The 14,342-nt window shown below is 48.2% G+C and carries 10 protein-coding genes and 1 pseudogene; 3 read left to right on the top strand and 8 right to left on the bottom strand.

The window, feature by feature from the left end; translation table 11 throughout:
• Positions 1-43: 43 nt before the first annotated feature.
• The 8 genes and pseudogenes from BFC17_RS02840 to seqA all read right to left on the bottom strand — a co-directional run bounded on the left by BFC17_RS02840 (position 44) and on the right by seqA (position 10,201).
• Positions 44-1,562 (bottom strand): annotated as a pseudogene (locus tag BFC17_RS02840) (transposase).
• A 255-nt stretch (positions 1,563-1,817) separates the two neighbouring features.
• Positions 1,818-2,138, bottom strand: coding sequence for a heavy metal-binding domain-containing protein (locus BFC17_RS02835; RefSeq protein WP_070174935.1), 321 nt, complete (start codon positions 2,136-2,138; stop codon positions 1,818-1,820).
• Positions 2,139-2,140: 2 nt separating this feature from the next.
• The gene (locus tag BFC17_RS02830; RefSeq protein WP_070174934.1) at positions 2,141-2,548 is read right to left on the bottom strand and encodes an HIT domain-containing protein; all 408 of its coding nucleotides are present in this window, start codon (positions 2,546-2,548) and stop codon (positions 2,141-2,143) included.
• Positions 2,541-3,569, bottom strand: coding sequence for a succinylglutamate desuccinylase (gene astE / locus BFC17_RS02825; RefSeq protein WP_070174933.1), 1,029 nt, complete (start codon positions 3,567-3,569; stop codon positions 2,541-2,543). The genes BFC17_RS02830 and astE overlap by 8 nt, the downstream gene beginning before the upstream one ends.
• A gap of 116 nt (positions 3,570-3,685) precedes the next feature.
• Positions 3,686-5,005 (bottom strand): putative bifunctional diguanylate cyclase/phosphodiesterase, encoded by a 1,320-nt coding sequence (locus BFC17_RS02820; RefSeq protein WP_070174932.1) that lies wholly within the window; start codon positions 5,003-5,005, stop codon positions 3,686-3,688.
• Between the two features lie 190 nt (positions 5,006-5,195).
• A complete protein-coding gene (locus tag BFC17_RS02815; RefSeq protein WP_070174931.1) occupies positions 5,196-7,676 on the bottom strand; it encodes a glycogen/starch/alpha-glucan phosphorylase in 2,481 nt (826 codons plus the stop codon).
• Between the two features lie 191 nt (positions 7,677-7,867).
• Positions 7,868-9,520 carry a phosphoglucomutase (alpha-D-glucose-1,6-bisphosphate-dependent) gene (gene pgm / locus BFC17_RS02810; RefSeq protein WP_070174930.1) on the bottom strand — a complete coding sequence of 551 codons (1,653 nt, stop codon included), beginning with the start codon at positions 9,518-9,520 and terminating at the stop codon, positions 7,868-7,870.
• Between the two features lie 39 nt (positions 9,521-9,559).
• A complete protein-coding gene (gene seqA / locus BFC17_RS02805) occupies positions 9,560-10,201 on the bottom strand; it encodes a replication initiation negative regulator SeqA (RefSeq protein ID WP_070174929.1) in 642 nt (213 codons plus the stop codon).
• Positions 10,202-10,417: 216 nt separating this feature from the next.
• Between seqA and BFC17_RS02800 the strand changes: the two genes are divergently transcribed.
• From BFC17_RS02800 to BFC17_RS02790, 3 genes are read left to right on the top strand one after another with little or no spacing between them, the layout of a single operon-like run.
• A complete protein-coding gene (locus BFC17_RS02800) occupies positions 10,418-11,344 on the top strand; it encodes an AAA family ATPase (protein WP_070174928.1) in 927 nt (308 codons plus the stop codon).
• Positions 11,344-12,333: a DUF58 domain-containing protein gene (locus tag BFC17_RS02795; RefSeq protein ID WP_070174927.1), complete on the top strand. Its 990-nt coding sequence runs from the start codon at positions 11,344-11,346 to the stop codon at positions 12,331-12,333. Before BFC17_RS02800 ends, BFC17_RS02795 begins: the two co-directional genes overlap by 1 nt.
• Positions 12,314-14,341: a transglutaminase TgpA family protein gene (locus BFC17_RS02790; RefSeq protein WP_083271544.1), complete on the top strand. Its 2,028-nt coding sequence runs from the start codon at positions 12,314-12,316 to the stop codon at positions 14,339-14,341. Before BFC17_RS02795 ends, BFC17_RS02790 begins: the two co-directional genes overlap by 20 nt.
• Position 14,342 lies beyond the last annotated feature (1 nt).

The raw sequence follows: 14,342 nt of genomic DNA, 5'->3' as shown, positions 1-14,342 counted from the left end.
TGGCAAAATATAAGGATTGTCGGTATCAGGATGGCTTTGAGTATTAAGCACCAAAGTCAAAGTCGCGTTGAATGATATAGTCGCTTAATGGGGCAACGTCCGGTGGAGCTCGAAGTGGCGGCATAAGAGTTTCTTTTTTTGCACCTAGCAAAATCTGCTTGTCAATGTACGCCAATATCTTATGGGTAACAGCCGGATCCGTAATGCAGGCAATGATTTTTACGTTGCGCTTTTCACACACTTCGCACTGGGTGATATCGATATTGAACACCCTTTTTAACCTTTGAACCCATGACATTGCACGCGCATGGTATGGCTTATCTGAATCTTTCAGATGTTCTGCTAAGCGCGGGCTGTTCTTTCCACGTTGTGAAGCCGTTACCTCGGCACGCACCTTAGCATTGGGAGCAAATACGCCATAAAATCGGGTAAGATTAAGTCTGGGTGGTGGCACTAATGCAGCAAGTTTGCCGATGAAATCAAGTGGGGAAAAGAAAACATGGGTAGTACCGTTTCTGTAAGGTGTCTTGAGTTCATACTTCACCTTACCGGAATCAGTTAGGCTCAATCGTTGTTCACTGATAGCAGGTCGTGCGATGTACCGACATAGCCTTTCCAGTTTCTCAGATTCGTGGCTGTCAGCAAACACCCCTGCGTGCAAGCTAAAACCGCCTATTTGAGCTAAATGGCCATAGTTATCTTCGTCTTTTGCAGGTAAGGTTTGCAAAGTAAATACTCTTTTACCTGTCTCTTTGCCTACCGCGATCCGGTAGTTGACCGATGCTGCTTGAAGTTGCAGTAAGTTGTCTTCATCATCAATGGGTAAGTCCAAATAGGCGTTATCCATGTCACGTTGGATCAGTCCTGTTTTTTCCAGATACTGTGCAATTCGATGACTGATGGTGTTGACTACCCGCTCCATATCGCTATGGCTAGGGGCTTTGACGCGCTTGAATTGAGCTTGACCTTGCGTCTGTGTAATGACACCTTCGAGGAAGAGCATATGAAAGTGTATATTCAAGTTCAGCGCGCTTCCAAAACGCTGGATGTATGTTACTGCCCCCGTCTTGGCTTGCTTTTTCAAGTAGCCTGACCGATGGATGATGTCAGTGGAAATCGCGCGATGGATGATTTGCATGATTTTGCTTAAATGTTTGGGGTACCTGGCTAGCAATAATCCAAGCTGGATGGGTAAACTTAAGACCCACTGCCTAATTGGGTGACCATCTAAAACGTCATCAACCAACAATTTGGCACTTTCAGCCATGCTGTCTTGCACCGCAGCTTGGACAAAAACCTCTGCGTTTGCAACTGAATGCCACATGCTTCTCATGTTTGCAGTCGTCACATACTACGCGCAAAAATCCATGTTCTAGACGGCCACACTTAAGAAATTCTTCAAACTCTTGTTCTACATGCCGAGGCAGCGATTTCCCCTGACGTGAAAGCTACTCGAGAAATTTTGGGTAATGGTGTTTGACCAATTGATACAGTAACGTTTGTTCTGGACGATGTCGTTTATAGGTATGAATGTGAGTTGCTAGCAATGGCGTCCTTGCTATGAATTGGCATCACAGTGTGTCGATGATTTTCACGTAAATCTACTGTTCAATAGGGTTGAAAATGCGTAGCTCCAAGGTCCGGTTTACGTACGAAGCAGTCCTTTACCAAGTATCTCGGTGATGTCCGCTTTTGACCATGAGGCGACGATTTCAATAAGACACTATATTATTCGAACTACGTGACGTTTCTGCGATGGTTGTCATTTGAGTACGAGAGTTTTTTACTTTCCCACAACATTTTCCGGTGAGTAACCGTCATTCAACGGTTACTGCAGTGCCACTGATACTCACCATCAGCATACTGTTTTTATCGCCCAGTACTTCGTAATCCAGATCGATCCCCACTACCGCATTAGCGCCCATGCCCAACGCTTCCTGCTCCAGCTCGCGAAAGGCAATCTGGCGGGCTTTAGTCAGTTCATCTTCGTACGAGCCTGAACGACCACCTACGATATCCCGAATAGAGGCAAATAAGTCCTTAAACAGGTTTGCGCCCATAATGGCCTCACCAATCACAATACCGTGATAGTGCTTAATCGTTTTGCCCTCAATAGACGGCGTGGTGGTCATTATCATAGTTAGTCCTTAAACAATGCGTGTTGTAATGTTGCTATAAGCTTTTTGGCGGCCGTGTGGTCGTATGGTTGTGCCGGTAACTTGCCCCACACCGGTGCGGGCCAGGCCGGATCATCATGAAACCGGACCACGTGATGAACATGCAGTTGCGCCACCACATTGCCCAGCGCAGCGATATTCATTTTATGGCCGTTAAATATTTCCATCATGGTGACCGCCACCAGGCGACTTTCGTGATAAAACTGCTGATAATCGGCGTCATTAAGCTCGGCCAGTTCCACCAGTTGGGGACGACGCGGCACCAGGATCAGCCAGGGATACTGACTGTCGTTCATCAACAGTACACGGCACAGCGGCAAATCGCCAACTTCCAGGGTATCAGCGCATAACACCGGATCTAATTCAAACATCCAATTTCTCCACCGTAGTCGGAATAACGGTTAATAGTGCCCGTTGGCCGAGGGCAACCCGGGCATTCGGGAAAACAATGGCTTCACCATCAAACTCAGCATGATATTCCGCGCCCGGCTCAGAGGCGAGTAACTGGCCTTGCCTGAAATCGGTAAAGTTAGGCGTATCATCAGCAAAATGCAGCACAAAGTCTTCATGCTGTCGATTAATGACCTGATTAACCCGATATATCAACAAGCTGTCTAAATTAACCCGGGGCGCAAAATCGACCTCGCTGAGTAATGCCACCAGCGCAGTTCTGGCCTGTTCAAAGCGTGACATGTCGTTCTGACCGAACGGCTGCACTTTACCCAGCTCAACGGTAAATCCCCGCGCCTTACAGCTGGCCGAAGAAAAATAGCTAAAGGTAGTGGTAGGCGCTGACGAGAGTAAAAACGTATTTACCCCACAGGCCGCTAAAAAACCAAATTGCTTAGCGCTGTGCTCGCGACCATCCTCCAGATACGGCATAACCACAAACTTTTCGTTTTTTGAATCGCGAATGGCAGTATGCAGGTCGTAATGGAGTTTTTCGTCCTGTTCCCTGGCGTCAGCAAAGAACGCCGTCACGACATTTTCCAGCTGCCGGGCACGCTCACATTCCGCGTTAGAGCCCTGCTTGTGCGCACCGCTGAACAGCCGGTTCATATTTTCTTCTACAAATCGCCGGGCAATGTTCATTGCCGGCAAATTACCAAAGATAAACAGGACCCGGTGTTTTAGGGCCAGTTCGCCCGTTAAAATCGTATCAAGAATATCTGAACACATTTCTATCGGTGCGGTTTCGTTACCATGAATACCACAGGATAAAACAATGTGCTTGGTGCCCGGTTGAGCAGGCCCGGCCATTATGATGCCGGGTGCAATCAGTTCTATGGCAGTGCCATTAGCTAATACCCACTGTTTTGGGCTGGTCAGGCGTTCGGGCTGAAAACGAGAAAGATGCAAAAACTGGCCGTTCGCCAGATCGAGAGGGTCCATAACTTAGCTGTTATTAATCCGATAGTTACCTTACAACAAGTGTAACGCGATAGCGCCAGGGATAACAGCCAGTCAACATATTCTCCCGGCGGCACTGTCAACCTGACGTTTCACTGCTAACCGGCAATATCGCCCTGTTGTCTTGATGGCGAATTCCCCACGATGATGTCGCTGTGGGCAAGACGGATAAATTCATGTTGTGGGATTGCCTTTGAGAACAAGAAACCCTGCGCTGTAACAATACCGATTTCGCGTAAAACGTGCAGCTGCCCGATGGTTTCCACCCCTTCGGCGATGACTTCACAGGCTTTAGCCTTGCCAATAACTTTGGCCGCCTCAATAATCGCCTGATTAACCGGGTTATTACTTAATTGCATCACGAAGGTTTTGTCTATCTTAAGGGCATCCAGAGCAAGATCCCTTATAAAAGCTAAATTAGAGTAGCCCTTACCAAAGTCATCAACGGCAATCTTAACACCCAGGGCGCGCAACTTTGCCATCTGCTCATGCACCATTAACGAATTGGATACAGCGGTGTCTTCGGTTAGTTCAAGCTCCAGACGGGACAATGACACATTATGTTTACGGCTAAAGGCTTGTAGATTTTCGACCAGTCGGGTGTCGTAAAGCTGTGTCGGGGAGATATTCACAGAGACAGAAATATCCACGCCCTTAAGGGCAAAATCCACCAGACTTCTGAGCGCAGAATCCAGTGTCCAGTAACCCAACTCATTCATCATATTGTACGATTCCGCCGCCTCAATCAGCGGTCCGGGAAACAGCAGCCCGTCCAGCGGATGATTCCAGCGCAGCAAACATTCAGCGCCAACGATTTCCAGCGTTTGCAGGTTAACCTTGGGCTGAAAATACAATTCCAACTCGTCACGGGCCAGTGCCCGTTGCAAATCCGCCTTGAGCGCCAGACTGCGTCCGGTATCGGCTTTGCCCTGCACGCTCATCACGTAGAAGTTTTCGTATTTATTTTGCTTTGCTTGTTTTAACGCCGCTTCTGCCCGGGAAACAAACACCGTTAAATCAAAGTCCCCCTGAAACTGGGTTACCGCACCCACGTTAAAATCGGCGATAAACGCATGACCATCGTGGTACATGGGTGATTTAAAATGTTCGACAATAAATTCAAACTGCTGTTGCAAAGCCCGGGGCGAATGCACACCGGGGAATACCAGACCAAACACATCACCGCTTATACGGCCAAACTCCATTTGCTGATTAAACAAACCCTGCAGTCGGTTGGCAATTTTAAGTAAGAACTGATCGCCTACCTCAATGCCAAAACTGGTAGTAACGTCAGAGAAACGCACTACATCAATCAGCATCAGAGACAGTTGTTTATATTTTTTTCCACAATGAGCAATTTTATCGATAAAAGCATAGCGATTAGGGATCGTTGCTAACGAAAAATGTGGATTAGGCATGCAGTATCAGGGCCTTAAAAACAGGTTGGGCACAGTCGCTTATAGTTATATGAACATTGAAATTTGCCGCCTGCAAGTTGCATTAGGTATCTGGCAAAGTACTTCAGTATTCTTTATTGCTGGCAATGGTAAAACATAAAAAAGCCCCGTACAACGGGGCTAGACTTTTGTTTTTTAAACTTATTGGCAATTAGCCCTTTCTTACCGGGCACGAATCCAGTTTCCAAATACGCTCAACATAATCGCGGATAGAACGGTCTGAGGTAAATTTACCCATTTTTGCCGTGTTGATAATCGCCATCTTCGCCCAGCGCTCTTTATCCCGGTAGGCTTTATCAACCTCTTCCTGCGCCTTGGAATAAGCTTCATAGTCAGCCAGAACCAGATACTGATCGCCATGGTCCAACAGGCTCTGTTTAATAGAAGACAGTGCACCCGGTTTGCCCGGCGTAAAATAATCCGTTTCCAGCCAATCCAGCACTGCTTTAATTTCCGGATTTTTGTAGTAGTAGTCATAAGGTTTGTAGCCGGACGCTTTCAGCTCATTAACTTCATCTACCGTTAAACCAAAAATGAAAATGTTATCGTCACCGACTTCTTCGGCAATTTCGATATTTGCGCCGTCCAGCGTACCAATAGTTACTGCGCCGTTAAGCGCCAGTTTCATGTTGCCAGTACCAGAAGCTTCTTTACCTGCGGTACTGATTTGCTCAGACACATCGGCGGCCGGGATCATTTTTTCGGCCAGTGACACACGATAGTTAGGTAAGAAGGCCACTTTTAGCTTTTGATTTACCCGCGCATCGTTGTTGATCTTGTCGGCTACTTTATTGATGGCAAGAATAATATCTTTTGCCAGCTTATAGCCGGGGGCCGCTTTGGCACCAAAAATAAACACACGCGGATGCATGTCATAATCCGGGTTCTCCAGTAAACGACGATACAGCGCCATGATATGCAGCAGCGCCAGATGCTGACGCTTATACTCGTGTAACCGCTTAATTTGAACATCAAAAATCGCGTTAACGTCGACATCGATATCTAAAGAGGCTTTGATCTCTTCCGCCAGCAACTGTTTGTTTTGCTGTTTAACCTGCATAAACTGCTTTTGGAAGGTCTTATTTGTGGCGAATTTTTCCAGTCCGGCCAGCTTGTTAAGATCCAGCGGCCAGTCGTCACCAATTTTTTTATCGATGAGTTTTGACAACGATGGATTACAGGCTTTTAACCAGCGACGCGGGGTAATCCCGTTAGTTACGTTAGTCAGCTTACCCGGCCACAAGGCGTCAAATTCCGGAAACAGATTTTGCTTCACCAGTCGCGAATGCAGCTCCGCCACACCATTCACCGCAAAGGAACCAATCACCGACAGATGACCCATACGAACCATTTTCTCGTTGCCTTCTTCAATAATCGACAAGCGAGCCTTAACTGCGTTGTCGCCCGGCCACTTCTTATCGACTTCTTTCATAAAGCGATGGTTGATTTCGTAGATGATTTCCAGGTGACGCGGCAGAATTTTTTCCAGCATACGCGCCGGCCATCTTTCCAACGCTTCTGGTAATAAAGTGTGGTTGGTGTAAGCAAACACGTTAGTACAAATGTTCCACGCTTTATCCCAGTCAAGTTCGGCACGGTCAACCAGGATCCGCATTAATTCCGGGATAGCAATCGCCGGATGCGTGTCGTTTAACTGAATTACCACCTGATCGATAAAGCGGCTCCAGTCATCACCATGGGCACGCTTGTAACGACGGATGATGTCCTTTAATGAACAGGCGCAAAAGAAATACTGCTGAATTAAGCGCAGTTCTTTACCTGCTTCAGTTTCGTCATTGGGATATAACACTTTGGAAATGGTTTCTGCCTGCACGTTTTCGGCCTGCGCATCCAGATAACCACCAGAATTAAATACGTCCCAGTTAAAATACCCTGACGCTTTACTTTGCCATAACCTCAACACGTTAACGGTTTTACCGCCGTAACCCACCACCGGAATATCCCACGGGATCCCTTTCACAATATGGCCCGGATGCCATTCTTTTTGAATGCGGCCATTCTCACCGTATTTGGTTTCGACATATCCAAATAACGAGACTTCCTGGATGGATTCAGGACGACAGATTTCCCATGGGTTGCCGTAATCACGCCAGCTGTCCGGACGTTCAATTTGCGCGCCGCCCTGAATTTCCTGACGGAACAAACCGTGCTCGTAGTGGATCCCGTAGCCAATTGCCGGTAATTCCATGGTTGCCAGTGAATCAATAAAGCATGCAGCCAGACGGCCAAGGCCACCGTTACCCAGCGCCATATCCGGCTCTTCTTCGAGCACATCGCTTAAATTAACGCCCAATTCATTCAAGGCATCATTAGCCACATCAAACAACCCAAAGTTTTGCAGATTGTTGGATAGCAAACGGCCCATTAAAAATTCGGCCGAGAAATAATGCACCGCGCGGGTGTCATTTAAATAATGCGTTTTCTGAGTTTTACGGATCCCTTCCAGTACATGCTCTTGCATTGCTGAACAGGTCGCCTTCCACCATGCATGGTTATTTGCTTTGTTTTCATCTGTACCTAACGTACAGTGCAGGTGCTTAATGACAGCCGCTTTAAATTCGCTTTTATTGATAGTCACATCGCGTTCAACTGAAGTTTTCTTGGCGCTCATGTGTGGTTCTCACTATAGAAGTCTGGTTAACAGTAAAATGTAATTTAATTACAAATCTATAGTACGAATATATCAGCATTGAATCGACATGTTTGTAAAATCTTTGTTAAAAACAGAAAAACCCGGCATGCTTTTTAAGCAACATGCCGGATTTTTACAAATTTATAACAATAATTAATGGAGCAGGCAGGCTATTTGATTATTTTAGCAACAAGCTGCTCGGCTTCCTTAATTAATTCCTGTAAGTGAGTTTCACCATTAAAGCTTTCAGCATAAATTTTGTAGATTTGCTCTGTTCCTGAAGGACGTGCTGCAAACCAACCGTTTTCGGTAGACACCTTCACGCCACCAATGGCAGCATTGTTGCCCGGCGCATGGGTTTGCACATTGGTAATAGGCTCTCCTGCCAACGATTCACTGGTTACCACACTGGCATCCATGGCAGATAGTTTGGCTTTTTCTTCCAGACTTGCCGCTACATCAACCCGCTGATAACAAGGCGAACCAAATTTGGCCGTTAACTCATCGTAGTGCTGGCCCGGATCTTTACCTGTCACCGCCAGAATCTCAGCCGCCAGCAAACACATAATAAAGCCGTCTTTATCGGTTGCCCAGGTTTGCCCATCGCGCTGCAGGTATATACCGCCGGCGCTTTCTTCACCAGCAAAGCCTAAGGTGCCATCAGATAAACCATCAACAAACCACTTAAAACCCACCGGCATTTCCGCCAGTTCGCGGCCCATATCCGCGACAACGCGGTCAATCATGGAGCTTGATACCAGCGTTTTACCTACCTTAAGGCTGGCAGACCATTCCGGACGATGCTGATACAGGTAATTAATAGCGACGGCCAGATAATGGTTGGGGTTCATTAAGCCACTGCTTGGGCACACGATGCCGTGGCGGTCGAAATCCGGGTCATTACCCCAGGCCAAATCAAACTTATCTTTAAGTTCAATTAACCCCGCCATAGCATAGGCTGATGAACAATCCATGCGTAACTTACCGTCTTTATCACGACGCATAAAACCAAACTGCGGATCCACCTTTGGATTCACCACAGTAATGTCCAAATCGTAATGCTCGGCCAGGTATTTCCAGTACCCTACTCCGGCGCCACCAAGCGGATCTGTACCCAGTTTAAGACCGGCCTTAGCGATGGCTTGCATGTCTACCACCTGCGCCAGATCTTCGATATACGGCACCATAAAATCCTGTTCGGTAACAAAATCAGAAGCCATGGCGGCTTTCAGATCGATACGCTTAACATCTTTATTACCGTTGGCAATCAGGCTGTTGGCCCGTTCCTGAATAATTTTGGTTACATCGCTGTCGGCTGGTCCACCGTGGGGAGGATTGTACTTAAAGCCACCGTCTGACGGAGGATTGTGCGACGGCGTTATTACAATACCATCGGCAAAGGCCTCTGTGCGCCCACGGTTGTAGCGAATAATAGTACGGGAAATAACCGGGGTTGGGGTATATCCCATAGAGTCATTGTCTGCTCGCTGTATCACCACCGAAACATTATTAGCACTTAAGACTTCAATAGCGGTGATCATGGCGGGCTCAGATAACGCATGGGTGTCCTTACCAATAAAAACCGGCCCGGTAATTTGCTGGTGTTCACGGTATTCGGCCAGAGCCTGACAAATCGCCGCAATATGCATATCGTTAAACGTGGTTTGCGCCGCCGTACCACGGTGTCCGGACGTACCGAAACTTACCGCCTGGGCAGGATCCGTTGCATCAGGTTGATAACTAAAATACTGGCTAACCAGTTGGGCTACGTTAATCAATTGCTCAGGAGCAGCTGCTTTTCCAGCTTCCGGGTGTAACGCCATGAATATTTCCTTATGTCAGTCTTGAAAGTACATCATTTATTACGAATCAAAGGTTTCGCTAACGGTTTCCACTACCTTATCGTCATATCCTAAGATCTGCAAAACCTGGCTCAGCATCGCCAGCTTTTTCGCCGTATTATTATTAGTCACTACCCAATAACCACTCTCAGGAATAGCTTTAGGGTTGGTGCTGCTGCCGGATTTCAGCAGTTCTTCCTTACTGCTGGCAAAGTATTTGCGGTTTTTGCCAACGATAGACTCTACTTTGGCAAAATCGGCTGGATGCTGAAGATAAACCTGCTGCAAAATAAACAGGAATTGATCCACCCGCTTATCAAACATACTCAGGGCATCCTTATTAACCCGTGACAGTAACGCTTCGCCAGATTCTGCGGTTACTACAGGCCCAGCCTTAGCCACAGGCACGGCTTTAGGCGCAGGTTTAGCTACAGCTTTAACCGGTGTTTTTACTTCTTCCTGCACACCAGCATCTGCCACAGTTTCCGCCGGTGCGACAGGCGCTGCCGCCGGGCTTTGCTGGGAGTTAGTCACTACCGTAGTCACTACACCGGGTTCGTCAATTAACAGACGACGTAAAATCTCACTTGCGCTCTCACCAATATGTTTTGTCTGGCTGGCAATATACGCATACAGCTCATCATCGATTTCTATTGTTTTCATTTTTACTGCTTCCTTTTTTGCCCGCCATTATAGTCAACCCAGCCAAGGATCGCAGCACTTAATACAGACTAGTTGGCTTCGTTGCCTGTTCAGCGAGCAGTCTTCTCCTATACTTAAGTATCGGCAAGCTCACCTAAGTCGCTGTTTACATTTGATAGAGTATTTCTGGCAAAGGAATACACTCATTAATTAGCGGCGCAATATACCGGACAATCTATGCATACAGATCTCACACAGGCATTACACTACCTTGAGGGTCAGATTCTTGGTAAGCCTCATCAAATAAAGCTCGCGATGACCTGTTTACTGGCCAATGGTCACCTGCTGATAGAAGACCTGCCCGGGATGGGCAAAACCACTTTATCCCATGCGTTGGCTACGGTGTTCGGCTTAGAATTCGCACGAATTCAGTTCACATCGGATTTACTGCCCGCCGATATGCTCGGCGTTAACATCTACAATACCCAACAGGGGGAGTTTGAGTTTCATAAGGGGCCGATATTCAGTCAGGTGGTGTTGGCCGATGAAATAAACCGGGCCAGTCCAAAAACACAAAGCGCCTTGCTTGAGGCGATGGAAGAACATCAGGTCAGCATTGATGGCCAGACTCGTGCCCTGCCTCAACCCTTTTTTGTCATAGCTACCCAAAACCCCAGTTACCAGGCCGGAACCTACCCATTACCAGAGTCACAATTAGACCGGTTTTTAATGCGGATCAGTCTGGGCTATCCTGACAACGAAGCTGAAAAGCGCATGCTACGGGAGTCCGCTGGCATGAGCAGCCATCACCAACCGCGTCAGGCACCGCCCCTCAGCAGCGAGCAACTCCAGACCTTACAGAGTCAGGTTTGCAAAGTGCATGTCAGCGACCCTATTGTTGATTACCTGCTGCGTCTGGTTAACCAAAGCCGGGATAACAGCGAATTTCCCTATCCTTTATCTCCCCGAGCCAGTAAAGCACTGCTGCGCGCAGCTCAGGCCTGGGCTTTATTGCACCAAAGGGATTACGTATTACCCGAGGATTTGCAGGCTATATTTACCGCCGTTGCCGAACATCGCTTACGAGGCAGTCAAACCGATTACCGCGATGATGGCCTGTTGAGTCAGCGTATATTGTCTCTTACCGATCCGTTGGCGGCCTGATGGTTTCACGCCTTAAACGCTCGTTACACACTATTCATGACCGATGGCTGCAGCGCCGTATACCGCCCAGCCACCGCTATCAGCTAAACCTGAAGAATGTGTTTATTTTTCCCAGCCGGTTTGGCTTTGGTTACCTGCTCACCTGCGTCGGCCTGTTTATTCTGGGGACCAATTACCAGAATAATCTGATGTTGTTACTGTTTCAGTTTTTACTGGCGATCTTTTTACTGCATTTGTTTGTTACATACCGCAATTTCACGTCAGTCTCGCTGGCGGTAAAAGATATCCTGCCAGTCTACCAGCAGGACCATGCTTTACTGAGCATTCAGTTACATGTCAATAATGAGTCCCAACCTTTCAATGGCGGTTTACATATGCAATTGCGCGGCAGTAAGCTGGCCGTTTTAAATCGCAGGGCCGATCAGGATAAAGAGGTAAAACTACTGCTGCCAGCGCGCCAGCGCGGTACCTTTAAACTGCCGCGAGTGACCCTCTCATCAACTTATCCGCTGGGCTTTTTCCGCTGTTGGACTCATCTGGATTTTAATAAAACACTGACAATTTACCCCAAACCCATCCCCTCCGCTCTGAAGCTGGACGCCAGTGATGCTAACCAGGGCGATGCCGCGGGCAACGTGCCCGGTATCGATGAATTTGACACTTTGCGCAGCTTTAAACCCGGCGACCCGATGAATCGTGTGGCCTGGAAGCAGGCAGCCAAGGGCGGCGAACTCAGCACCAAAACCTTTAACCAAACCCAACAGGAAGGCGGCTGGCTGAGTCTTGAGACCTATGCCGGCGAACCGCTGGAAAAAGCGCTGGGACTGCTTAGCTATCAGATCAACCGATTATCCTCCCGGCAACACGTATTTGGCCTGTTATTAGGAAATAAACGCATCGAACCGGCTACCGGCGAAGCGCACAAACACCGCTGCCTGAAATATCTGGCCGATTACCGGCAAACCATTAATGACTATGCAGCCGATTGATAAACCTATCCGCAACCAGACCGCCAGCCTGCTTATTGCGCTGGTTTTTTGCGTGCTTAGCCTGAGTCTGTTTGACCCCTTATTGTTTTGGGTACTGTTAATCGCACTGTGTGCTACCGGCATTCGCATTGTGATGTTTGTAGGCTGGTATCAGCCCATGCCATCGCCGCGCACAATTAACCTGCTGGGCTTGCTTTGCTGCGTTGTGCTGGGCTGGTTCAGTTTGCAAATAGGTTTGTTGCTGACAATGGTGAATTTATTGATCCTCGCAGGGGCACTAAAACTCATTATGCTCAACCGGCCACGGGATTTATTTCATCTGTTCTGTACCTGCCTGTTTATCCTCGGGATGGGCTTTACCTTTCATCAGTCGGTAATTATGACACTGTTTTACGGCCTGCTTACGCTGGCCTTACTGGTGGCGATTGGCCGTTATTTTGTCCCTTCCCGGCCTCTGACATGGCATTTTAAACGCCTTACCGTAATGAGCTTACAAGCGCTGCCGATTACCCTGTTGCTGTTTGTTGTTCTGCCCAAGTTACCCCCTTTATGGAAAATGCCGGTCTCCAAAAACGCCGAAACCGGTTTATCGGACAGGGTAACCCCAGGCGATATTGCTAATTTAACCCAATCGTCAGAACTGGCTTTTCGGGCTACCTTCGACGGCGCTTTGCCACCCCCACCCGAACGTTACTGGCGGGCTATCGCACTGGAATATTTCGACGGTAAACAGTGGTCAGTAAGCCCGCTGCGCAAGCAGGCTCGCCAACAGTACCGGCTGTTAAAAAACGAGTTTAAACCCCGGGTCAGCGGTTACTGGTGGCAATATGAAGTCATTGCCGAGCCAACCAACAAGAACTGGCTGTTTGGTATTGATGTGGCCATACCGGCAGACCACACCAGTGCCCAATCCATTTGGCAGAGTACTGATTACACCTTGCTGAGTGAAACGCCGATCACCACCCGACGCGCTTATCGGTTGCGCTCCTATCCCCAGACCTCAATGGATCAAACCCTGCTCAGTCTGGATAACCGGCTTAATCTGCAACTGCCGGTTAATCAAAGTATTAACCCGCAAACCCAGGCCTGGGCCTTACAGCTCGCGGCTGATTATCCGACTCAGATTGAACGGGTACAGGCAGTAATGGACTACTTTGCCGACGAGGGTTTTCGTTACACGCTGACGCCAGCTCCCATGCCAGATAATCCCGTGGATGAATTTTTATTTAACTACAAAGAAGGCTTTTGCTCTCACTACGCCAGTGCCATGAGTTATGTTATGCGTTTGCTGGGGATCCCTGCACGCATGGTCACCGGCTACCACGGTGGTGAAACGCTGCAGCCGGATGTGCTTAGTGTTTATCAGTATGATGCCCACGCCTGGGTAGAAGTGTGGCTGGATGAGCGTGGCTGGACCAGGCTCGATCCCAGTGCAGTAGTCGCTCCGGCCCGTATTCAGTTGGGTTTGCAACAGGCGGTAGAAGAGGAAGCATTTTTAGCCAACAACCAGATTGCCAGATTGCAGCAGTTACCTTTATTTGCCGAGCTACGCACGCTTTACAGTTTGCTTGATTATCAGTGGTCCCGCTGGATCCTCGGCTACGACGCCGAGCGGCAGCAAAATCTGCTGGCACTGCTATTAGGCAAAGTCACCACTCAGCGGTTAATGTTTTTAATGCTGGGGATTTGCTTGCTAATTAGCTTGTTACTTGCGCTTTATTTTATTCCGCACTGGCAGCGTAAACGTTTGCCCGCTAATTTGCGCTGGTTTGTCCAGGCCACCAGCAAAGCAGAACAACTCACCGGCCTTAGTCGAAACAATGAAGGGCCCCAGGCTTTTGCCGAGCGCGTAGCCGATAAGCTGACACCACAGTCGGCCAGTCAGTTTAGAGCTATCAGTCAGGCTTTTATTGAGCTGAATTATGTACCCAAGGCCTCTCAAAGCGAACAAAACAGTGCTTTTATCCGCCAGTGTAAAAGCTTTATGAAAACAGCCAGAGCTGCCTGAC

This window comes from Marisediminitalea lipolytica, from assembly GCF_001758465.1.
GTDB lineage: Bacteria > Pseudomonadota > Gammaproteobacteria > Enterobacterales > Alteromonadaceae > Alteromonas > Alteromonas lipolytica.
This window is presented reverse-complemented; position numbering and strand designations above follow the sequence as displayed.

Bases quoted from the DNA above. Each gene is read 5' to 3' on its own strand.
- BFC17_RS02835 (WP_070174935.1), bottom strand. From the start codon at position 2,138: ATGATAATGACCACCACGCCGTCTATTGAGGGCAAAACGATTAAGCAC.
- BFC17_RS02830 (WP_070174934.1), bottom strand. From the start codon at position 2,548: ATGTTTGAATTAGATCCGGTGTTATGCGCTGATACCCTGGAAGTTGGC.
- astE (WP_070174933.1), bottom strand. From the start codon at position 3,569: ATGGACCCTCTCGATCTGGCGAACGGCCAGTTTTTGCATCTTTCTCGT.
- BFC17_RS02820 (WP_070174932.1), bottom strand. From the start codon at position 5,005: ATGCCTAATCCACATTTTTCGTTAGCAACGATCCCTAATCGCTATGCT.
- BFC17_RS02815 (WP_070174931.1), bottom strand. From the start codon at position 7,676: ATGAGCGCCAAGAAAACTTCAGTTGAACGCGATGTGACTATCAATAAA.
- pgm (WP_070174930.1), bottom strand. From the start codon at position 9,520: ATGGCGTTACACCCGGAAGCTGGAAAAGCAGCTGCTCCTGAGCAATTG.
- seqA (WP_070174929.1), bottom strand. From the start codon at position 10,201: ATGAAAACAATAGAAATCGATGATGAGCTGTATGCGTATATTGCCAGC.
- BFC17_RS02800 (WP_070174928.1), top strand. From the start codon at position 10,418: ATGCATACAGATCTCACACAGGCATTACACTACCTTGAGGGTCAGATT.
- BFC17_RS02795 (WP_070174927.1), top strand. From the start codon at position 11,344: ATGGTTTCACGCCTTAAACGCTCGTTACACACTATTCATGACCGATGG.
- BFC17_RS02790 (WP_083271544.1), top strand. From the start codon at position 12,314: ATGACTATGCAGCCGATTGATAAACCTATCCGCAACCAGACCGCCAGC.